This window comes from Pseudomonas sp. JL3, assembly GCF_031570575.1.
Taxonomy (GTDB): domain Bacteria; phylum Pseudomonadota; class Gammaproteobacteria; order Pseudomonadales; family Pseudomonadaceae; genus Aquipseudomonas; species Aquipseudomonas cucumis.
This window is the reverse complement of the sequence record NZ_JAKWJK010000025.1, coordinates 1-19,320: the sequence shown is the minus strand read 5'-3', so window position 1 is coordinate 19,320 and position 19,320 is coordinate 1. Positions and strand designations below refer to the sequence as shown.

General features: G+C 58.9%; 14 protein-coding genes. 7 read left to right on the top strand and 7 right to left on the bottom strand.

The features are described 5' to 3' along the window. Positions 1–148 precede the first annotated feature (148 nt). From MMG91_RS26915 to MMG91_RS26905, 3 genes are all read right to left on the bottom strand, one after another. Positions 149–826: a bifunctional 2-polyprenyl-6-hydroxyphenol methylase/3-demethylubiquinol 3-O-methyltransferase UbiG gene (locus MMG91_RS26915; RefSeq protein ID WP_305445771.1), complete on the bottom strand. Its 678-nt coding sequence runs from the start codon at positions 824–826 to the stop codon at positions 149–151. Positions 827–940: 114 nt separating this feature from the next. Further along, positions 941–2,179: a DUF2599 domain-containing protein gene (locus MMG91_RS26910; RefSeq protein ID WP_310661239.1), complete on the bottom strand. Its 1,239-nt coding sequence runs from the start codon at positions 2,177–2,179 to the stop codon at positions 941–943. 171 nt (positions 2,180–2,350) lie between these two features. After that, on the bottom strand, positions 2,351–4,045 hold the full coding sequence (locus MMG91_RS26905; RefSeq protein WP_310661238.1) for a DUF2599 domain-containing protein: 1,695 nt from the start codon (positions 4,043–4,045) through the stop codon (positions 2,351–2,353). Between the two features lie 423 nt (positions 4,046–4,468). Between MMG91_RS26905 and gabP the strand changes: the two genes are divergently transcribed. Then, the gene (gene gabP, locus MMG91_RS26900) at positions 4,469–5,875 is read left to right on the top strand and encodes a GABA permease (RefSeq protein WP_310661237.1); all 1,407 of its coding nucleotides are present in this window, start codon (positions 4,469–4,471) and stop codon (positions 5,873–5,875) included. A gap of 113 nt (positions 5,876–5,988) precedes the next feature. Further along, positions 5,989–7,080 (top strand): GlxA family transcriptional regulator, encoded by a 1,092-nt coding sequence (locus MMG91_RS26895; RefSeq protein WP_310661236.1) that lies wholly within the window; start codon positions 5,989–5,991, stop codon positions 7,078–7,080. 25 nt (positions 7,081–7,105) lie between these two features. Here MMG91_RS26895 and MMG91_RS26890 read toward each other — a convergent pair whose 3' ends face one another. From MMG91_RS26890 to MMG91_RS26880, 3 genes are read right to left on the bottom strand one after another with little or no spacing between them, the layout of a single operon-like run. After that, entirely contained in the window at positions 7,106–7,732 is a 627-nt protein-coding gene (locus MMG91_RS26890) for a TetR/AcrR family transcriptional regulator (protein WP_310661235.1), read from the bottom strand. Next, a complete protein-coding gene (locus MMG91_RS26885) occupies positions 7,719–8,570 on the bottom strand; it encodes a 3-hydroxybutyryl-CoA dehydrogenase (protein WP_310661234.1) in 852 nt (283 codons plus the stop codon). Before MMG91_RS26885 ends, MMG91_RS26890 begins: the two co-directional genes overlap by 14 nt. 13 nt (positions 8,571–8,583) lie before the next feature. After that, positions 8,584–9,768, bottom strand: a complete 1,185-nt coding sequence (locus MMG91_RS26880; protein ID WP_310661233.1) for an acetyl-CoA C-acyltransferase family protein — start codon at positions 9,766–9,768, stop codon at positions 8,584–8,586. Between the two features lie 131 nt (positions 9,769–9,899). On the opposite strand from MMG91_RS26880, the gene MMG91_RS26875 reads away from it, so the two are divergent. From MMG91_RS26875 to MMG91_RS26855, 5 genes are all read left to right on the top strand, one after another. Continuing rightward, complete coding sequence (locus MMG91_RS26875) at positions 9,900–10,916, top strand: AraC family transcriptional regulator (RefSeq protein ID WP_310661232.1); 1,017 nt, start codon at positions 9,900–9,902, stop codon at positions 10,914–10,916. 506 nt (positions 10,917–11,422) lie between these two features. Further along, on the top strand, positions 11,423–13,207 hold the full coding sequence (locus tag MMG91_RS26870; protein WP_310661231.1) for a type I secretion system permease/ATPase: 1,785 nt from the start codon (positions 11,423–11,425) through the stop codon (positions 13,205–13,207). Beyond that, positions 13,188–14,501 (top strand): HlyD family type I secretion periplasmic adaptor subunit, encoded by a 1,314-nt coding sequence (locus MMG91_RS26865; RefSeq protein WP_310661230.1) that lies wholly within the window; start codon positions 13,188–13,190, stop codon positions 14,499–14,501. The genes MMG91_RS26870 and MMG91_RS26865 overlap by 20 nt, the downstream gene beginning before the upstream one ends. Positions 14,502–14,503: 2 nt before the next feature. Then, a complete protein-coding gene (locus MMG91_RS26860; protein ID WP_310661229.1) occupies positions 14,504–15,883 on the top strand; it encodes a TolC family outer membrane protein in 1,380 nt (459 codons plus the stop codon). A 672-nt stretch (positions 15,884–16,555) separates the two neighbouring features. Then, positions 16,556–17,299 (top strand): response regulator transcription factor, encoded by a 744-nt coding sequence (locus tag MMG91_RS26855; protein WP_310661228.1) that lies wholly within the window; start codon positions 16,556–16,558, stop codon positions 17,297–17,299. A 128-nt stretch (positions 17,300–17,427) separates the two neighbouring features. Here MMG91_RS26855 and MMG91_RS26850 read toward each other — a convergent pair. Beyond that, the coding region (locus tag MMG91_RS26850) for a DUF5801 repeats-in-toxin domain-containing protein (protein ID WP_310661227.1) at positions 17,428–19,320 on the bottom strand (1,893 nt) is incomplete at its 5' end.

The following is a 19,320-nucleotide window of genomic DNA, read 5'->3' as shown; positions in this document are numbered from 1 at the left end:
GTTAGTCGCCACCCCGTTGCTCANGAACTGAGGCGCGCAAAATACAGGTGAATCTCGTATTCCGCGCTAAACGCAAAAACGCCGCTCTTTGAGCGGCGTTTTTGTTTGTGTGTCATTTGTTGGGCTTGATTGTTCCTTTTGCCCGGGGTTAGTCGCCACCCCGTTGCTCAGCCACCAACAGCAACGACTGCGGCACAGGACTTTGCGGGTGCTGCGGCTCCTGCAGGCCAGCCAGCCGAAAACCGGCCATGTCCAGCGCATTGAGCCAACTGGACAACGTTCGGAAGTACCACGGCATGGGTTGCCACTGCCCCTTGAACCCAGTGAAGGTCTCCTCCCGCCAACCATCCTGATAGTCGCCCGCCGCCACAGTCCACGGATGCAGCGTCTGGATCACCAGCGCGCCGCCAGGGGCGAGCAGGGCGTTCATAGCGGCGAGCAGGGGGATGATGTCCTGGTGCAACAGGGCGAAATTGGCGCAGATCAGGTCGTAGTTGCTGCCGATGTCCACCTTCGCCTCCACCAACGCTTCATAGCTCGCCAAATGCACCTGCGAAGAGCCCGCCGCCCGCGCCGCCTCGACCAGCGTCGCATCGCCATCCACACCGACCGCGTTGATGGCCCGTTCGGCCAGCGCCCGCAACAGCCAGCCCTCGCCGCAGCCCAGGTCGAGCACACGCTCGGGTTGGCGGCAAAGTACCGCCAGCAGGATTGCCTGGTCGGTGACCTTGAGGCGGCTTTCGATGGTGCCGGTGCGGATGGCCTCGATCCAGGATTGGGCGTTGTGGTGCCAGCTCTGGAGGAGGGTGGATTCGGGGGCGGGCATTTCGGTGTCCGGAGTTGTTGGGTGGATGAAAGGATAGGACAAGTGCTGGTGTAAAAAATGCAAAACTGCCGATACCTGGGGTATCGGCAGATCGGGTTTTGCCGCTCAAAAGCCTCAGTAAGGATTACAGTGTTGCGCTATGGCCTTGGCTTGGTCGACGTATGGCCGCTTCGGTTCAAGGTTCCACTCGGGCTTGTTCCTGACGGGCTTGCCGTCGAAGGTTGCCGCCAGATGACAAACCAATTGCCGGCGGATTGACCCACCATTGATGCTGTATTGCCTCCATTGCTCATCGTCTTTGTGCTTGTTGTACAACTCGGCAAACATTCTGTCGGTCTGATCATCCTTGATAGCGCGGCCGCAAGCGGTGGGCACTACCTCAAGTGACCAAGTGTTGGGCCCGAGTTTCGGATCGTCGCGTCGTAACCAGGTGCTTGACTCGATGTACTTGTCACAAAATTGTTGCGTGGGTGGAGGCGTGGTTCTGGCGCACGAGAAGGCGGCCTTGCTAACCGGCGTTCTTGGAAAGTCAATCTTGATGACGTTGCGATCCTTTCCTGTCTTGTTTTTATAGTCCCGCTGATTGGCCAAGGCATCGTTCAAACCACGTTGATCGCTGTAGAAAAAGGCCAGAATCGGTAGTTCGTCATCCTTCGGGTTACCCAAGCGTAATTCTGTCTGGGTTTGAAACTCACGGGTATTGATGACTTGTCGAGCCCCCATAAAGTTTCGAAACGCGTCTACCCGATCCTTGCCGCTCATGGGATTGCGCATATTGAAGCCACATTGCAACTGGTCCTGATTCCTGTCGTTGTTGAACCTGGTGAAATGCGCGACCCAGGTGTTAGCGCTAGTGATAGGCGGCGCCATGGCCTGGCAAACAGCCTCTGTCTGGCCGGTGTTCTTATTGTTGCCACAGCCTCGGTCATCTCGATAGTCGGTCCAGGCGTCGTTAGGAAACGCACAGTAAACATGCACCGCAGTCTCAGGTTCGCGTACCAGATCTATCGGAGTAATGATGTAGCCATTCTGAGTACTCATGCCGGGATCTTCATAGCTGATGCCATCGGCACGCATCCAGGAAGCGGCAAAAGTACCCAGCTCTTTGGCTCTCGGGCTTGGGTTCCATACATCCCATTTCTCTCCCTTCGCTGGGTTGGCTCGGTGAGTGCCCCGAATCAACAATCCCGAACAGTCCGACGCCGGATCCTGCCTGCAACTATCGACTGTGTTGTTGTACAACGTTTCAACCCGTTTCAGCGTCTCCTCGCATGATTCGGCGTTGGCCAATGTCGTTTGCAAGAGCAACGGAAATATGAGTAATGGAGTAATCCTGTTCAGACGTTTTTTCATGGCGCTACTTCCTTGTGGTTGGAGCCGGTAGCTGGCGCGGGCGTCAATGCCGGTGATACAGAAAACAGAATGGTTCGTTGCACGCGCCTGCCTCTTTCGCCGACGAGTTGCGCGACCTGCCGCGGACAACGGCAGCGCCCTCGGGCGAGGGCGCCACAGCGCGCCAGCAATTCAACGCGGGACTGGGTTGCAACCTGCGGCCCGGGTCTCGCTGTCCGATAACGCAGGCCTGAAAGGCTCGAGATTCCAGGGCGTCTTGCTGCGGTAGTTGACCAGCACGCAGCTCAATTGCTGGCGCATGCTGCCGGCGGAATTTTCATTGTCGCGCCAGTTGCTATCCGCGCCCTTGAGGGCGAACAGCTGGTTGTACAAAGCCCCGACCTGCTCGTTGGGCAAGGCGCGGCCAGCCGCCGTAGGCACCACGCTCAAGGTCCATTCGTCCTTGCGGGTGCCGGGGTCGTAACGCTTGACCCAATCGGCAGACGCGATGTATTGCGGTGCCTGGAGCGGTAGCGGATTGCAACCGGCCCTGGCCGCTTCCTGGGAGGTGACATTGGGACGAAACGGTTCCAGGTTCCATTCGGTCTTGGCCGGATAGTTCTGCACCAGACAGCTCAATTGCTGGCGCATGCTGCCCGGTGATTTCTCGTTGTCGCGCCACTGGCTATCGGCCCCACGCAGCTCGAACAGTTCCTTGTACAAGGCGTCCTGGTCGCTGGCCTGGATCGCCTTGCCCTGGGCGGTGGGCGTGACCTTGAGGGTCCATTCGTGTTTCTTGCTGCCCGGGTCGTAACGCTCGGCCCAGGTGGCCGCAGCGATGTAGCTGGGCGCAGGTGCAGCCGGCGTCGGCTGTGCACCGCCAGCAACCGTCAGGTCTATCGCCTGGTCGGTGGCGACGTAGCTGAAACGCTGCTCCGCCGGCTTGGTGAAGTCCAGCCGCAGGATCGGCACGCTGTAGCCCTGGGCCCGGAGTTTCTTCTGGAAGTTGCGCGCGCTGTTCAGGCCGTTCTCTGGTTTCGGGGGAGCCTGATCACCGCGAGTGGCGAAATTTTGCGTGCTGTTGACGTTGTAGATGAAGGCGTCGATGTACTTCATGTTTTCGCTGCCATCGTTGGTCGCCGAGGCATTCTTCAACATGAACTCGTTGACCTGGGCACTGAAGGCGAAGGGGTCCTTGTGGGTGGTGTTCGGCCGGGACTCGTGGACCCGGATCATGGCGTTCCAGTCACTGGGTTTTTCCGCGTTCCAGGAGCACTGGCTGTACTGGATCGGTCCTTTCATCATCCCGGTGTATTTCTGGGTCCATTGCTGGGCGGTGCTCACCCCGGCTTCCGCGCAGGTGCCGTAGGCCAAGGCGGAGTTACGGTTGTTCATCGCGCCCTGGGCCGCACGCGGTGGCTCGCGACTGTCGAAGAAGCCGCAGCCGTACCACTTGCGCTCCGGCCCGGTACCGCCATCGAAGGCGTAGATGCAGGTCCAGCCCTGCTCCTTGACCGGCAGGCTCAAGGCCGCCGCGTCGGTTGGGGTGCGCAGGATAAAACCGGCCGGGTGAATGAGAATCCGGGTGCTCAGGTCCTTGCGGATCCAGGAGTAGGAGGTCGCGCCGATCTTGATCGCGTAGGGGCTGTAGTCCCAGGGGTTGAAGGGCCCGTCGTTGACCATGCGCAAGGTCACGCCGCTGCAGTAGTAGTGACCGCGTGCGGCACCGGTATCGGGTTCCTGGCAAGCGTCATTGAGGGTGTTGTAGTTGTGGTTGATGCGGTTCAGGGTCTGCAGCGGATCGAGCGGCGGCTGGGCGGCAACCGCACAGAACGCCAGGGGCAGCGTCCAGGCCAGGGTAAAAGACGAGCGAACGGTTGGGTACATCGTCGACACTCCTTGTCGCACTAGAAGATTCCCTTTATCGCACCAAAGTAGTCAACCCAGTCCTTCCGGTCAAACCCGTACTTTCTTCACAGAACAATTTCCCGGTTCATAAACTTTTTGCGTGACGTCGTCATGTAGCGGCAAGTTTGCGCTAGTTATCAGACGTTATTTCACCAGACGCGATACGCGCAACGCGTGTCGAAATCAGACTCGTAAGTGGCGCACTCGGGCTACTGGCTTTCAAGGCAAGGCGCGTAAGGTGACGCGTCACTTCATGGCTGTGCGCAGCCGTGATGCCTGATTTAGAAACCCGGGAGCGTTTGAGGTGCGCCGCGTTCGGACGCGGCAACAGGGAGAAATGATGATCGCCTGACCCTCAGTCAGTACGCCCTAACGTCGATCACCAGAGAACAAAAAAAAACAATGGATAACCTGAACTCCAAAGATTCGAACGGTCAGTTGGCGCAGGGTTTCAAGCCGCGTCACGTCACAATGCTTTCTATCGCGGGGATTATCGGCGCAGGTTTGTTTGTTGGCTCCGGACATGCCATCGCTGCCGCGGGGCCGGCGGTATTACTGGCTTATCTGTTTTCGGGCCTGTTGGTCGTTCTGGTCATGCGCATGCTGGGCGAAATGGCGGTTGCCAACCCGGACACCGGATCTTTCTCTACCTACGCCGACCAGGCAATCGGGCGTTGGGCAGGCTTCACCATCGGCTGGCTGTATTGGTGGTTCTGGGTGCTGGTGATACCCATCGAGGCGCTCGCGGCCGGGCATGTATTGAATCAATGGTTCCCGCAGATCGATACCTGGTTGTTTGCATTGCTGTCGATCATTCTGTTGGTCGTGACTAACCTGTTCAGTGTGTCGAAATACGGTGAGTTCGAATTCTGGTTCGCGATGGCCAAGGTCGTGGCGATCATCGGATTTATCGGCCTTGGTTTTGCGGTGTTGCTGGGGTGGATTCCGGAGCGCGAAGCCAGCGGCTTGAGTCGGCTCATGGAGGAACATGGCGGTTTTGCGCCCAACGGCTTGTCAGCGGTTGTAGGGGCATTCATCACCATCATGTTCAGCTTCATCGGTACAGAAGCGGTGACCATTGCAGCGGCCGAATCCAGTAACCCTGCGCAGAACATCGCCAAAGCCACACGCTCGGTGATCTGGCGGATCGGGGTGTTCTACCTGCTGTCCATTTTCGTGGTCATTTCCGTGGTGCCCTGGAATGATCCGTTGCTGGCGTCGGTGGGTTCTTACCAGCGAGCGCTGGAACTGATGAACATTCCCCACGCCAAACTCATGGTAGATGTGGTGGTGTTGATTGCCGTGGCCAGCTGCATGAACTCGTCGATCTATATCGCCTCGCGCATGTTGTTTTCGCTGGGCAAGCGCGGTGATGCACCGAAGCCGCTGAAGGTGACATCGTCAGCGGGCGTGCCGAGGGCTGCGGTGATCGCCAGCACCGTACTGGGTGCCGGTGTGACCTTGTTCAGCTACTTCATGCCCGCCGGTTTATTCCAGTTTCTGCTCGCCAGCTCCGGCGCCATTGCCTTGTTGGTGTACCTGGTTATCGCGGTATCGCAACTGCGCATGCGCAGGATTCTGCGTCGGCAGAACGTCACGCTGACCTTCAAAATGTGGTTGTTCCCCTGGCTCACCTGGTTGGTCATCGCCTTCATCTGTGCAGCGTTGGCGGTGATGATGGTGACGCCCGAGCACCGTATGGAAGTTTCTTCGACCATCGGCCTGGCGCTAGTGATTTCCTTTATCGGCCTTGTGACCGCGCGTCAGCATGGGCAGCCGCAGAGTGCGGTGTCGGCGGAAAGTGCATAGCAGCCATATCAGCGTAAACCTGCGTGCGATCGTATCGGTGCGCCAGCAGTGGCGGGGCGGTTAACACCGCCAGCGCCACAGGCCATTACCGCTCACTGCGAGAAAAAACTTCGATGGCATACGACACCTCCAAGGCCGCTCCTCCCCAAACCATTGGTTTTTTGCTGCTGGACCAATTCACTCTGATCTCTTTGGCATCTGCCATAGAGCCTCTGCGAATGGCCAATCAGTTGACCGGTCAAGAGCTGTACCGTTGGCACACCTTCAGCTTGGGGGGCGAGCGGGTGTGGGCAAGCGATGGCATGCCGATCACTCCGGATGCGGCGATTAATAACGCACCGATACTTGATACCGTGATCGTCTGCGGAGGCATTGGCATTCAAAGCGCGGTGACCCGTGAACACATTACCTGGTTGCGAGCCCAGGCGCGGCGCGCGAAGCGGGTAGGGGGCGTGTGCACAGGTAGTTGGGCCTTGGCTCAGGCAGGCTTGCTTGATGGCTTCGATTGCAGCGTGCACTGGGAATTTCTGGCGGCCATGCAGGAAGCTTTTCCGCGAGTGAACCTCAGCTCCAGTCTATTCACCCTTGACCGAGACCGCTTCACCAGCTCGGGTGGAACCGCGCCAATGGACATGATGCTGCACCTGATCAGTCGCGATCATGGTCATGAACTGTCAGCGGCCATCTCCGACATGTTCGTCTACGAGCGAATCCGCAACGAGCAGGATCACCAACGAGTGCCCCTTAAACACATGCTCGGTACCCACCAACCGAAGTTGCAGGAAATCGTCGCCTTGATGGAGGCCAATCTGGAAGAGCCGATCGACCTCGACGAACTGGCGAGTTATGTCGGCTTGTCCCGTCGCCAACTGGAGCGGTTATTCCAGAAATACCTGCATTCCTCTCCCTCACGCTATTACCTCAAACTGCGCCTGGTCCGCGCGCGTCAGTTACTCAAGCAAACGTCGATTTCGATTGTAGAGTTGTCGGTGGTGTGTGGGTTTGTGTCCACCCCCCATTTCTCAAAGTGCTATCGCGAGTGTTTCGGCATCCCACCCAGCGACGAGCGCTTGGCGGCGCAAGCGCAACCGCAAGTGACATCAAGACCGGTTGTACAGGCATTGCCATTGGCAAGGCCGATGAGTTTGCTGGATCAGGCACGTGATGAGTCAACGTTCGCCAGTATCAAAATTCTGAAATCCTGACCTACACCGATACGATCGCTGCCAGTCAGTTAAGGGAGCATCGGGCGAGGCTTATCGCCTCCTGTGTGCGTTTTGGCGCTAGCAACCGCTCGACGGCGCCACTCACCATGTTTTCCATCAGATTATCGCGCTCTCGTTCATCCAGCGAATAGTGCGTCAGCCAACTGGGCGCGCTGTTGAGCAAGGCGGCAATGGCATGACCGACGGCCAACAGGCCCTGTTCGCTGAATCGGGGTCGGACGCCGAGCATCAGCAGCAACTTGCGTTCGTACTGCTCGCGCAGTTGCCGGACCCGTTCCTGCTGCTCTTCATTCAGGCAGCCGTTGTCGCGCTCCACCAGACGAAAATGCCAGGGCATTTCCTGATGCAGATTCAGGTGCGCGCGGATCAATTGGTTGAGTCTGTCGCGTTTTGCCGGGGCCGCGTGTTCGATGCGCCCCAAGGTGGCCAGCAGCTCTTCGTAGAACTCCTCGATCAGATCGAGCAGCATGTGCTGCTTGCTGGGGTAATGGTGATACAGCGAGCCCGGGGCGAGCCCCAGGCAGGTCGCGAGCTCACGCATGCCGACCTGACCGAAACCCTTGCTGGCAAAGAGCTCCAGCACCTTGTCCCGGTATTCGGCGAAGCGCGAGCAACGCTCAGGCGTAGGCATGGAAGCCACGCCCTGTTTTGCGGCCCAGGTAACCGGCGGCGACCATTTCCTTGAGCAGCGGAGCGGGGCGGTATTTGCTGTCGTTGAAGCCGTCGTAGAAGGCTTCAAGGATGGCCAGCACGGTGTCCAGGCCGATCAGGTCGGCCAACGCCAACGGGCCGATCGGCTGATTGCAGCCCAGGCGCATGCCGGCGTCGATGTCTTCGGCGCTGGCCAGGCCTTCCTGAAACACCAGGATCGCTTCATTGATCATCGGCACCAGAATCCGGTTCACCACGAATCCCGGACGGTTGCCCGCGGTGATCGCGGTTTTGCCGAGTGTGGTCGCCATGTCCAGCGCCATGGCGTGGGTGGCATCGCTGGTTTGCAGGCCGCGAATCACTTCGATCAGGCCCATCACCGGCACCGGGTTGAAGAAATGCAGGCCGATGAAGCGCTCAGGCTGGCTGACGCTGGCGGCGAGTTGGGTAATGGATAGTGACGACGTGTTGGAGGCAATCACGCATTCAGCGCTGACCTGCGCGGCGATTTGTTGCAGCACGCGCAATTTCAGGTCGAGGTTTTCGGTAGCGGCTTCGATCACCATTTGCACGTTTTGCAGGCTGTTGTAATCGGTACTGGTGCGAATCTTGTCAAGGGCAACGAGCTTTTGCTCATGCGTCAGTGTGTTTTTGGCGACCTGCCGATCGAGGTTTTTATCGACGGTCGCGATTGCCTTTTGCAAGGCGTTCTCGGAAATGTCGATCAAGGTCACGTGGAGGCCGGCCAAGGCGCAGACTTGCGCGATGCCATTGCCCATGGTGCCGGCGCCGATGACGCCAATGTTCTGAAGATCCATGCGCATGTCCTTATCAAACCCGCTCGAACAACACGGCGATGCCTTGGCCGCCGCCGATGCACATGGTCGCCAGGGCATAACGGCCTTGGCAGCGATGCAGTTCGTGAATGGCCTTGGTGGCGATGATCGCGCCAGTGGCGCCCACCGGATGGCCCAGCGAGATGCCCGAACCGTTGGGGTTGACCTTCTGCGGATCGAAGCCCAGTTCTTGCGCGACGGCACAGGCCTGGGCGGCGAAGGCTTCGTTAGACTCGATCACATCAAGGTCGGCAACGGTCAGGCCGGCGCGCTTGAGCACCAGGCGGGTGGCGGGAATCGGTCCCAGCCCCATCATTGACGGTTCAACGCCTGCGTGGGCATAACCCACCAGTCGGGCCATGGGCTTGAGGCCTTGTTCCTGAACGGTTTGGCCTGTGGCCATGATCAGGGCACCGGCACCATCATTGAGGCCCGATGCGTTGCCGGCGGTGACGCTACCGTCCTTTTTGAAGGCGGGTTTCATGCGGCTCAATTGCTCGGCATTGACCTCGGCCCGTACATGCTCATCCGTCGCAAACGAAACCGTCCCTTTGCGGGTCGCTACTTCGATCGGCACGATCTGCCCGGCAAAACGCCCTTCGGCAATCGCCCGGGCAGCACGCTGCTGGCTGAGAAGCGCCAATTCATCCTGGGTCTGACGCGTGATGCCATAGTGCTCGGCGATATTCTCAGCGGTGATACCCATGTGGAAACCGGCAAACGGGTCTTGCAGTACCCCAAGCATGTAGTCGATGGCCTGCATGTCGCCCATGCGTGCGCCCCAGCGCGCCTGCGGCAACAAGTACGCGCCTCGGCTCATGGACTCGACGCCGCCTGCCAGCGCAGCGCCCGCATCCCCCAGCATCAAACTTTGCGCGGCACTGACAATCGCCTGCAAACCTGAACCGCAGAGGCGGTTGACGTTGAAGGCGGGAGTCTCTTTCGCCAGACCGGCATTCATCGCTACGACCCGGGAGATGTAGGCATCGCGTGCCTCGGTCGGGATCACATGTCCCATCACCGCATGGCCGATGTGCTCGGGCGCCAGGCCTGATCGTTCGATAGCGGCGCGGCAAACGTCGGTTGCCAACTGAATAGGCGGCACATCCTTGAGTGAACCGCCAAAGCTGCCAATGGCAGAACGGACGGCGCTCACTACAAAAATATCGGAATGGTTCATGTTGGCTCTCTGAATAGGTCTTTTTTGTTGGGCACGAGTCTAGAATCAGCAGCGCCACAGGCCTATGCCAGAACTGTTCAAGGGTGATGGCGTTTTTTGCCATATTCAGATGTGACGAGAGAGGCATTCAAATGCGGGAAACGGATTCGGTGGCGGTTTACTTCATGTACCCCATGATCCATGCGTTGCGTGAGGAACCGCAGCGTTTGCGGTCAGTACTTGAACAGGTGGGAATTGATCCGGCACTGCTGGATCAGCCGACGGCACGGGTGCCGGCCACCGCTTTCGCCGCGTTATGGCTGGTGCAGATTCGTGAGTTGAACGACGAGTTTTTCCGGTTGGACTCCCATGGAATGCCACCAGGCAGTTTTGCCTTGATCTGTCGGGCATTGATTCAGGAGCCGACGCTGGAAAAAGCCATGCGTCAGTGCCTGGCCAATTTCGCCCTGTTCCTGCGTGATTTTCGCGGCACGTTGAGTGTGCGTGGCAAGCGTGCGGTCATCAGCTTGCAGACCTGCTCGCAGAACAGCGAGGTCAGCCGGTTGGGCGAAGAAACGTTTCTGGTGTTGATGATCAGTCTGCTGTGCTGGCTGGGCGGGCGGCGCATTCCTATCGATCGTGCGGACTTTAGTCATCAGCGTTTGTCCCTGCGTGATGATGCCTTGCTCTGGGGCCCCAACCTGACCTTTGGCACCGAACGCACCGAAATCGAGTTTGCCAGTCACTACCTGCGGCTGCCGGTGGTTCAGGACCTTGCCTCGCTGAAAGTGTTTTTGCGCACCGCACCGCAATGGCTGGTGATCCGCTTCCGCAACCAGCATGGGTTGGCGTCGCAGGTTCATCAGCGCTTGCGCCACAGCCATTACAGCGAATGGCCGACCTTGCAGGCCTTCGCCCTGGAGCAGCACCTGAGCCCCAGTACTTTTCGCCGCAAACTGGGACGTGAAGGCTGTTCGTATCAGGAAATCAAGGATGAAGTGCGGCGCGGAGTGGCGTTTGAACGGCTGCGTCAGAGCAAGGCGAGCATCAGCGATATTGCCGAACAGTTGGGGTTTCAGGAGCCGAGTGCGTTTCACCGGGCGTTCAAGAAGTGGACAGGGGAGAGCCCGGGGCGATATCGGGCGCGGTTTGAGGAGGGTTCTGAATGAGCCCGCTGATAGGAATCACATAGCCATTTCTCCCAGGTCCATAAGCGCTACGGCGCGAGTTCGCCGAACCAATGGGACGCGGTGACACCGCCGTCTGAGCGCTTAGGCGAGCGCATTCGGCTGGCTTTGCATCTCTCGTTCAAGAAAGTCGATGAACGCGCGCGCCTTCGCATTCAAAGCTGGACCGTGCGGGGCCACTGAGGGAAACGTCACAGCCGATCGTATGGCTATGGTTGAACTTGCCGTCATACCGGGAAATTGAAGGTCCATCGGCGTCTCTTTGAGACATACGGCCAATTTTCGGATAGGCGGTTTGCACCAGAAACCTCTCATCAGCCCGCGATAAGGGCGACAGCTCGTCATAGCGCATCCTGGCCTCGTCGCCGATAGCTTGCGCTCCTCACCGCCGGGGCGTTGCAGGGGGGAGGCGGTCCGGCCGATTGCTACACACAGTCGTTCGGCATGATCTAAGCTCCAAAAGATGGTTTTTGCGAGCAGGGGTTTCAATGCGAAGCACACCTGAAAACAGCCTGAAAAATGCGTTGAAAGCCTGTAGAGAGAGCTTTATTTCTGTTGGGTTTTTCAGCTTTTTCATCAACGCGCTGATGCTCGTGCCCACCTTCTATATGCTTCAGGTGTATGGGCGAGTGATGGCCAGCGGAAGTCTGACAACCCTGGCCATGCTGACGCTGATCATGACCGGGTTGATAATCACGCTCGGCTCCCTGGAATGGATCCGTTCGCGCATCATGGTTCGGGTCAGTACCCGACTGGATGTGTTGCTGAGTCGCCAGGTCTATAAGGCCAGTTTCAAACGGGCACTGGACAGTGGTGGGATGGATGCCTCGGCCCAGTCGCTCAACGACTTGACGGGCTTGAGACAGTTTCTCTCCGGTAACGGTTTGTTCGCCTTCTTCGATGCGCCCTGGTTGCCTATCTATATCGCCGTGATGTTCATGTTTCATCCCTGGTTTGGCTGGGTAGCGACGGGCAGTGCGCTGCTGTTGTTATTGCTCGCGTTTATCAATGAGAGGCTGACGGGGCCGGCGCTGGCCCAGGCGAACAAGGAACATATCGGCGCGACGCTCTACACCACGAAAAATCTGCGCAACGCTGAAGTCATCGAATCCATGGGCATGCTTGAAACCCTTATGGACCGTTGGGGACTTCGCCAACGGAACGTCCTGTTGCTGCAGGCTCAGGCAAGCGATAGAGGTGCCATAGTCAGCACGCTTTCCAGGACCTTCCGGATCCTGGTGCAATCATTGATCCTTGGTCTGGGGGCGTACCTGGCCGTGGACCATCAGGTAGGGGCAGGCCTGGTGTTTGCCGGGGCCGTGCTGCTAGGGCGCGCATTGGCTCCCATCGATCTGATCATCGGCAGTTGGAGGGGCTTTATTGCGGCCCGCTCGCAGTACAGCCGTCTCAACGACATCCTCGACAAACAACAGGCTCAGCCCGAGCGCATGTCATTGCCTGCGCCTCAGGGGTACGTGCAAGTGGAAAATCTGGTCGTCGCGGCACCGGGCTCGAAAACCCCAATTATCAACAACATAAGTTTCAGCGTACCTGCCGGCTGCGTTGTCGGCATCATCGGTCCAAGTGCCGCGGGCAAGTCGACCCTGGCCAGGGCACTGATGGGGGTATGGGTGCCGCTGCATGGTGTGGTCCGGCTCGATGGCGCGGACATCAGCGCGTGGGACAAACATGAACTTGGGCCGCATATCGGTTACTTGCCCCAGGACATTGAACTGTTCGAAGGCAGTGTCAGCGAGAACATTGCCCGCTTCGCCGAGGTCGACTCGGCGAAAGTCATTCAGGCTGCCAGGACCGCTGGCGTTCACGAAATGATTCTGCAGCTGCCCGATGGCTACGACACCATCATTGGCAGCGAGGGCCTCACGCTGTCGGGAGGACAGCGCCAGCGCATCGGACTGGCCCGTGCCCTGTATGGCACCCCGCGACTGATTGTTCTCGACGAGCCCAATTCCAATCTTGACGAAGTCGGTGATCGTGCCCTGGTGGCAGCTATCCACCAGATCAAGCAGAGCGGCGCGACCCTGTTTGTCATTACCCACCGAACCAACATCGTGTCGCAACTTGACCGACTCATGGTGATGAACGCAGGGGTTATCAGTCTCTACGGGCCACGCGAGCAGGTGCTCGCCGAACTCAACGCGCAGAGACAGCAAGCACAAAAACACGCCATGTCAGCAGGCGCCAGCATGGCTTCGGTCAAAACCAGCAAGGGTGATGCCGATGAACCCTACGATGCCCAGTCGTCAAATTGAAAGCTTCGCCGGCCTGCCGATATCTGATCGTAAAGCACGTCGTCTGGGCATTGGTATTGTAGGGGTGACCTTCGGCCTGTTCGGCACCTGGGCGGCGCTCGCGCCCCTCGACGGTGCCGCGTTCGCGCCGGGGGTGGTCACCGTGCAGACTTATCGCAAAACGGTCCAGCATCCTGAAGGGGGCATCGTCAAAGCGGTACTGGTCCATGACGGTGACATCGTCAAGCGTGGTGATCCGCTGATCATTCTTGATGATGCCCAATTGCGCTTCGAATACGAGATAACCCGAGGCCAGCTGGTCGCGACCAGAGCCATGGAGGCAAGGCTCAGGGCCGAGCGCGACACACTGTCGGCGGTCAGCTTTGGGGAGATATCCGATTCCGAGAGTCTGCGAGGAGTGGAAGCGCGTCAGGGCGAGACCCAGGTGTTTAACGCCCGGCAGGGCTCTCGGCTGGGCCAGATCGCGGTGTTGCGCGAGCGCATTGGCCAGTTGAATCAGCAGATCAAGGGGCTGGAATCGATGATCGGTGCCAAGGTTCATCTGGAGAAATCCTACAGCGGTGAAATCGTTGAATTGACCGACCTGCTCAAGCAGGGGTTCGTTGACAAACAACGTCTGCTCGATCAGGAACGCAAGCTGGGGATGCTCAAGTCGGAGGTGGCTGATCATCGTTCCGCTATTAACAAGACTCGTCTGCAGATCAACGAAACACAGCTGCAGATTCTGCAAATCGACAAGGATTTCAATACCGAGGTGGTCAAGGAGCTGGCCGAGGTTCAGACCAGGATGTACGACCTGCAAGAGAAAACCTCGTCCCTGGAAGACCGGCTCAGTCGTATCGTCATCCGCGCACCCGACGCGGGCATGGTGATTGGCATGACCGTGCATACCATTGGGGGTGTGGTGAGCCCGGCGACGCCGCTGCTGGATATCGTGCCCTCGGTTTCCGAGCTGGTCATAGAAGCCCAGGTAGCGCCGGTGGATATTGATCGTGTCGCCATCGGCAAGCGTGCCGATATCCGTTTCGGCGCGTTCAATAGCTCGACCACTCCCGTGATCGAAGGCGAGGTCAGCAGCGTATCGGCTGACCGGCTGGTCAACGAAAAGGCCGGGACGGCCTATTACCTGGCGCGGGTGCGGGTAACCGAGGAGGGCGCGCGCACCTTGGGTGAGCGCAAGTTGTTGCCGGGGATGCCGGCGGACGTACTAATCATCACCGGGCAACGCACGTTGTTGCAGTACTTGATGCAGCCGGCTCGCGATGCCATGGCTCAATCGATGATCGAGGAATAACCATGAGTGCGTCGGCAGTTCTGCTGGGCGGTGTGTTCATGCTTGCAGCGGGTGCCGCTTTGGCGCAAACCACTGCAGCACCGCCGACCGGGGTCAGCGCCTCGACGTTTTCCACCGACCTCATGCAGTTGTATCGGGAGTCGAGGCTGGAAGATCCGCGGGTATTGGCCTCCTATGCGCAAGCGCAGGCGGGCAAGGAACATCAGCGCGAGGCTATGGGTGCGCTGTTCCCGCAGGTATCGCTCAACGCCGGGACGAATCGGATTCATCAGGAGAGCGACCTGGTGCAGCAAAGTTACGATAGCGAAAACTACAGCCTGGTGCTGCGTCAGTACCTCTACAACAAGACCGCGTGGGAGAACTACCAAAAATTCAAAAGCCTGGCCAGGCAGTCCGAATCGCAAGCGCTGGATGCCCAGGCCGAGGCCACCGTGGACCTGGCGCAGCGTTACTTCACCGCGTTGGCGGCGGAAGATGAACTGGAGTTGGTGAGGGCGGAGCGTCGAACCACGCAAAAGAGTCTGGACCGAGTCAATGCGTTGTACGAAAAGCAGCTGGCAATGATTACTGATCAGCTCGACCTCAAAGCCCGGGTAGATTTGCTGGCGGCGCAGGAACTGGATGCCCGGAACCAGGCCAGTATCAGTCGCGAGGCACTGGCGGAGATCGTCGGCCGGCCGGTCAAGGAGAAGCTCAACCGGATTCGCGATGACGTGCAACTACGGGTTTCGGCGCAGAGTCTGGAAAACTGGGTCCGCGAGGGTATAGCGCTAAACCCGGCGCTCAAGGCCAACGAGAGCAGTGTGGAAGCCGCGGGCGCTGCGTTGCGCAGCGGCAAGGGCGGGCACTATCCGACCCTGAGCCTTACGCTGAGCGCGCAGCAGACCAACGAGGGCTACAACAATGCCCTGGCGCCGCGCACCGACAGTTATGTCGCCGGTATTGGCGTGCAGGTGCCGCTGTACAGCGGCGGCTCGACCTCGGCGCGGGTCCGTGGGCTCTACCAGGATCAGATTACCGCCGAGCAGGAGCTGGAAGCGATCCGGCGCCGGGTGGTCAAGGAGATCACCAGCGCTTACCTGACTGCCAATTCGAGTGGAGAAAAGATCAATGCGAGCCGCAATGCCCTGGCCTCGGCACAGTTGTCCAGAGTGGCGGCAGAGAAAGCGCTCGATTATGGAATGGTCAATGCCGTCGATGTACTGACCACCGTACGCAACGAATTCCGCGCTCGGCGTGACCTGCTCAAGACGCAATACGAGTTCGTCACCAATGTCCTCACGCTCAATCGCTGGGCGGGAAAGCTGCCTGCCGAAAGTGTCGAAAGCGTTAATGGCTGGTTGAGCCCCGGCAGCTCCAGCCAAAACCTCACATCCCCCTGACGCCAATTTTGAGCGATGACATCCAGCGGTTCAGGCGTTGGTTGCTGTGGCGTTGTCGCAAAAAAACTATAGCGCCGCAGGCATGCTGTTAACCGAACCCACCGGAAGGAAAAAACCGCGGCGAGGCCCAGACTGAGGGCATTCCCATGGCTCGGCGAGGCAAATTTCGCCGACAAATTGACGTCAGAGTTTGTTCTGTGCTTGCCCTCACACCATTCGTCGGTTAATTGACGATTTTGATCGGAATCAGACTTGATCGCAGCTCGCCCGGGGCGAGCCTAACACCTTGATTTTCTAGGGGAGGGGGGCCCTTGGTAACGTCAGTCGGGCTACCCGCAGGAGGCTCGAGTCGACGACTGGCGGGTGGGCGTGCTGGCAGTGTGCTGGTCTGGCCTAGACTCAATTCAGCGGCTCGAGGGAGCACATCAATCATGCGCAAGCTATTGATGATTATTCCTATTTATGTTGCCTCGATGGCTTTGCCCGGCTTTTGGAAACGTCCGTAATTCCTGCCGGTGAAGCCAGTGGAAGTGTCCCCAGGAGTGAATCCCCGGGTGGGCACCGTTAAGGCCTGTCGGCGCTCGCATCTGTCCTTCGATTTTGCGAGTTGCTGATCCAGAAAGGCCAAGGGAGGGAGGTCAGAGTTAATTCTTCAAGGGAGTCAGGAAAGTAATGACGACCCACAAAAAAACAATACGCGTGATGCTGATCGATTGTCGTCCCCTCGTTCTCATGGGTCTTCACGACTTGATCAATGCCAGGAAGCCTCAGATGGAAGTGAGCGGACAGGCCACCACCTATACCAATGCGCTGGATCTTGCCGATCAGGTGCGCCCCAATGTGATTTTTTTCAGTTTTTTTCCAGATGCGCTGAACCCACTGGAGGTCGTCGCGGAACTCACCCGCAATGCCGAAATGAAATTGCTGGTGCTCAAGGGCTTGTACGAAACCGTTCCCGTTGCCCAGGCAATAGAGGCGGGTGCACGCGGCATCGTGCTGGCGGAAGACCCGACGGAATCGATCATCCAGGCCATCATCACGGTCCACCACCGCGACACCGGACTGGATAGAGCCTGGGCCGGTGGGCTGTCCGGCTATTCCGCGAGCGGGCATGTTCACTTGAAAGGCAATCTGGAGCAGGCGAAACAGGCGCGGCTGACGCTGCGCGAGAGGGAACTGATTCGTGCCATCGTGGGGGATCCGTCCGCCAAATACATGTGCATCGCCGGGCGCCTGGGCATCAGCGAACACACCGTGCACAACCACCTCAGCAACATCTATCAAAAGCTTAATCTCATCAATCGCATCGACTTGTTGATGTATGCGCTGAAGCACGGGCTCACCAACAACGAAAAACCACCAGAGTCCGCTTGGGTAGAACTGGATTTGGCTTCACGTCGAAACAAGAGGGTCTGACACCCTTTGGCGCGCCTGGGCCGTTACTGTGTTGCCGTCCTTGTCGGTGTTGATGCGATCGTGCTGGAACTGCACAAAACAATGCGAGGGTGGCTTGCGCCACCCTCGCATCTTTTTACGCGCGTTTCTCAGGCGCTGCCGTAAACAATGTCGCTACTCAGAAGATCGACCCCTACCAAGGTGATGGTCGTGACTTGTCCGCCCGTTTCGGCAACCGTGACGATACTGTCTGCGCCGGTGTTGTCGATCGATTGGACAACCGCGTTCTGGTCGCCGTTGAGCACCAGGGTGTCTCGCAGGTTCGCGTCCGCATCGAAACCGGTGACCTGGTACAGGTTCTCATCGACTGACAAATCGACGTTGAAGGCATCACGCTCACCGCCCGTGCCCACCAGCGAGAAGTCGAAGAGGGCGCTGTCCAAGTCGTTGGCGAACAGGTTGGCGTCAAACGTACTCGTCGCCGAGTCCCCATCCTTGTCCGTCAGCGTCGCGTTGAACGTCAGCTGGACATCACTGGCCAGGCTCTCGGTCTCCTGAATGAACTGGATCGTCGGGATCTTGATCTCGCCTCGGGCCATCGTGAGCTGAACAGCGTCGATCAGATTCGTGCCATCGCTCTCAATGAGGAAGGACACCTGTCCGCCTGCCTCCGGCGTCAGGGTGTTCACTTCGATGAGGTTCGAGAACGTGCCATCCTCGTAGTAGGCCCTGTAGTACAGGTCTTCGGTTGCCGTGTTGTAACCCCCCACGGAGTTGTCGATGAAGACCCTCATACCCGTCAGCAGGCTCTCCGGATTGATGACGAAACTTTCGTCGTCAACGCCGATTGCCGCCAGGTCGTCTCCCTGGAACAGGTTATTGGCGACGCCGATGCCGGCCGTGCTGACGTTCATGGCCGAGGGGTCAATGTACGAGGGCAGGGGGTCGGTTTGCAGCGTGGCTTCGGTCGGATCGGGTTCTCCGAGCCCAATGCCGGTCAGGATGTCCGAAGTGGACGCAAGCGCCTTCGCGGAAAAGAACACAACCTCCTCGGATGGCGAAGGAATAGTCGGTGGATCCTGCTCTGGAATCAACAATGTGCGCACTGGATCCGGGCCTCCGGCACCGAGCGCGCCATCGGCAGTGCTGAGCACGATCTCTGAACTGAAGCCTTGCACCAGATCCAGTGCATAGCGGCCATCGGCATAGGCGGTCAGCGTGTAGTCGACGCTGGTATCCGCCGTGGCGGCGTTGTTGTCGAAATCGCCGGTCAACGTTCCTGCGAATTGGTACGCGCCACTGCCGTCCGGTGAGGGCGACTGCTCAGTGAGCGTGGCGGTCCCGGTGGTGGTCGTGTTGTCTGGCCTGACGAGGGTGAACTGACTATTCACCGAGATATCCAGACCCGCCGCACCCAACCCGTCGGCGCCGGCCGAATTGTCCCAGAACCCGAATTGCGGCAGGACGCTACCGGTGCCGATCAGGTTGCCGAATGCAAGTGACGGGCCGTCGTCCTTGAACACCAGGTTTTGCCCAATGTTGAGCGTCGCCTGGGCTCTATCGCCGTCCTTGTCGGTTGCGGTCCCTATCAGCGTCACCAGATTGTCCGCCGACAGCGTCGTCGAATCATCGGGATTGGTGGCGTCGGGATGCACCACGGCGCGGATCTGGTCGAGCGTGACGTCGCCGTTGGCGGCCACGCTGACCGTGAACACCAGCAGGTTGGTCGTGGCCGTGCGTCCTTCGACTATCGCGCCGTTGAGCGACAGGTTCACTGCCTCACCGGTGGCGGTATCGGTCAGCCCGGAGGCGCCTGCCACCACGCCCAGCGCATAGGTCAGTGTGCCGGCGCCATCAGCGCCGAACGCCGAGTTGAAGTTGGCGGCAAAGTTCTGGGTGGCGTTGGTCGCCAGTACCGTTTCATCTACCGTCAGCGTTGGCTCGGTGCCGGTGGTGCTGATGCTGGGTCCGTCGTCCTTGAACACCAGGTTTTGCCCGATATTGAGGGTGGCCTGGGCGCTGTCGCCGTCCTTGTCGGTGAT

What these genes read in the sequence shown, in the direction of transcription:
- MMG91_RS26855 (WP_310661228.1), top strand. Translation starts at nt 16,556, where the DNA reads ATGACGACCCACAAAAAAACAATACGCGTGATGCTGATCGATTGTCGT.
- MMG91_RS26910 (WP_310661239.1), bottom strand. Translation starts at nt 2,179, where the DNA reads ATGAAAAAACGTCTGAACAGGATTACTCCATTACTCATATTTCCGTTG.
- MMG91_RS26890 (WP_310661235.1), bottom strand. Translation starts at nt 7,732, where the DNA reads ATGCCTACGCCTGAGCGTTGCTCGCGCTTCGCCGAATACCGGGACAAG.
- MMG91_RS26865 (WP_310661230.1), top strand. Translation starts at nt 13,188, where the DNA reads ATGCCCAGTCGTCAAATTGAAAGCTTCGCCGGCCTGCCGATATCTGAT.
- MMG91_RS26895 (WP_310661236.1), top strand. Translation starts at nt 5,989, where the DNA reads ATGGCATACGACACCTCCAAGGCCGCTCCTCCCCAAACCATTGGTTTT.
- MMG91_RS26885 (WP_310661234.1), bottom strand. Translation starts at nt 8,570, where the DNA reads ATGGATCTTCAGAACATTGGCGTCATCGGCGCCGGCACCATGGGCAAT.
- MMG91_RS26905 (WP_310661238.1), bottom strand. Translation starts at nt 4,045, where the DNA reads ATGTACCCAACCGTTCGCTCGTCTTTTACCCTGGCCTGGACGCTGCCC.
- MMG91_RS26915 (WP_305445771.1), bottom strand. Translation starts at nt 826, where the DNA reads ATGCCCGCCCCCGAATCCACCCTCCTCCAGAGCTGGCACCACAACGCC.
- MMG91_RS26880 (WP_310661233.1), bottom strand. Translation starts at nt 9,768, where the DNA reads ATGAACCATTCCGATATTTTTGTAGTGAGCGCCGTCCGTTCTGCCATT.
- MMG91_RS26860 (WP_310661229.1), top strand. Translation starts at nt 14,504, where the DNA reads ATGAGTGCGTCGGCAGTTCTGCTGGGCGGTGTGTTCATGCTTGCAGCG.
- MMG91_RS26870 (WP_310661231.1), top strand. Translation starts at nt 11,423, where the DNA reads ATGCGAAGCACACCTGAAAACAGCCTGAAAAATGCGTTGAAAGCCTGT.
- MMG91_RS26875 (WP_310661232.1), top strand. Translation starts at nt 9,900, where the DNA reads ATGCGGGAAACGGATTCGGTGGCGGTTTACTTCATGTACCCCATGATC.
- gabP (WP_310661237.1), top strand. Translation starts at nt 4,469, where the DNA reads ATGGATAACCTGAACTCCAAAGATTCGAACGGTCAGTTGGCGCAGGGT.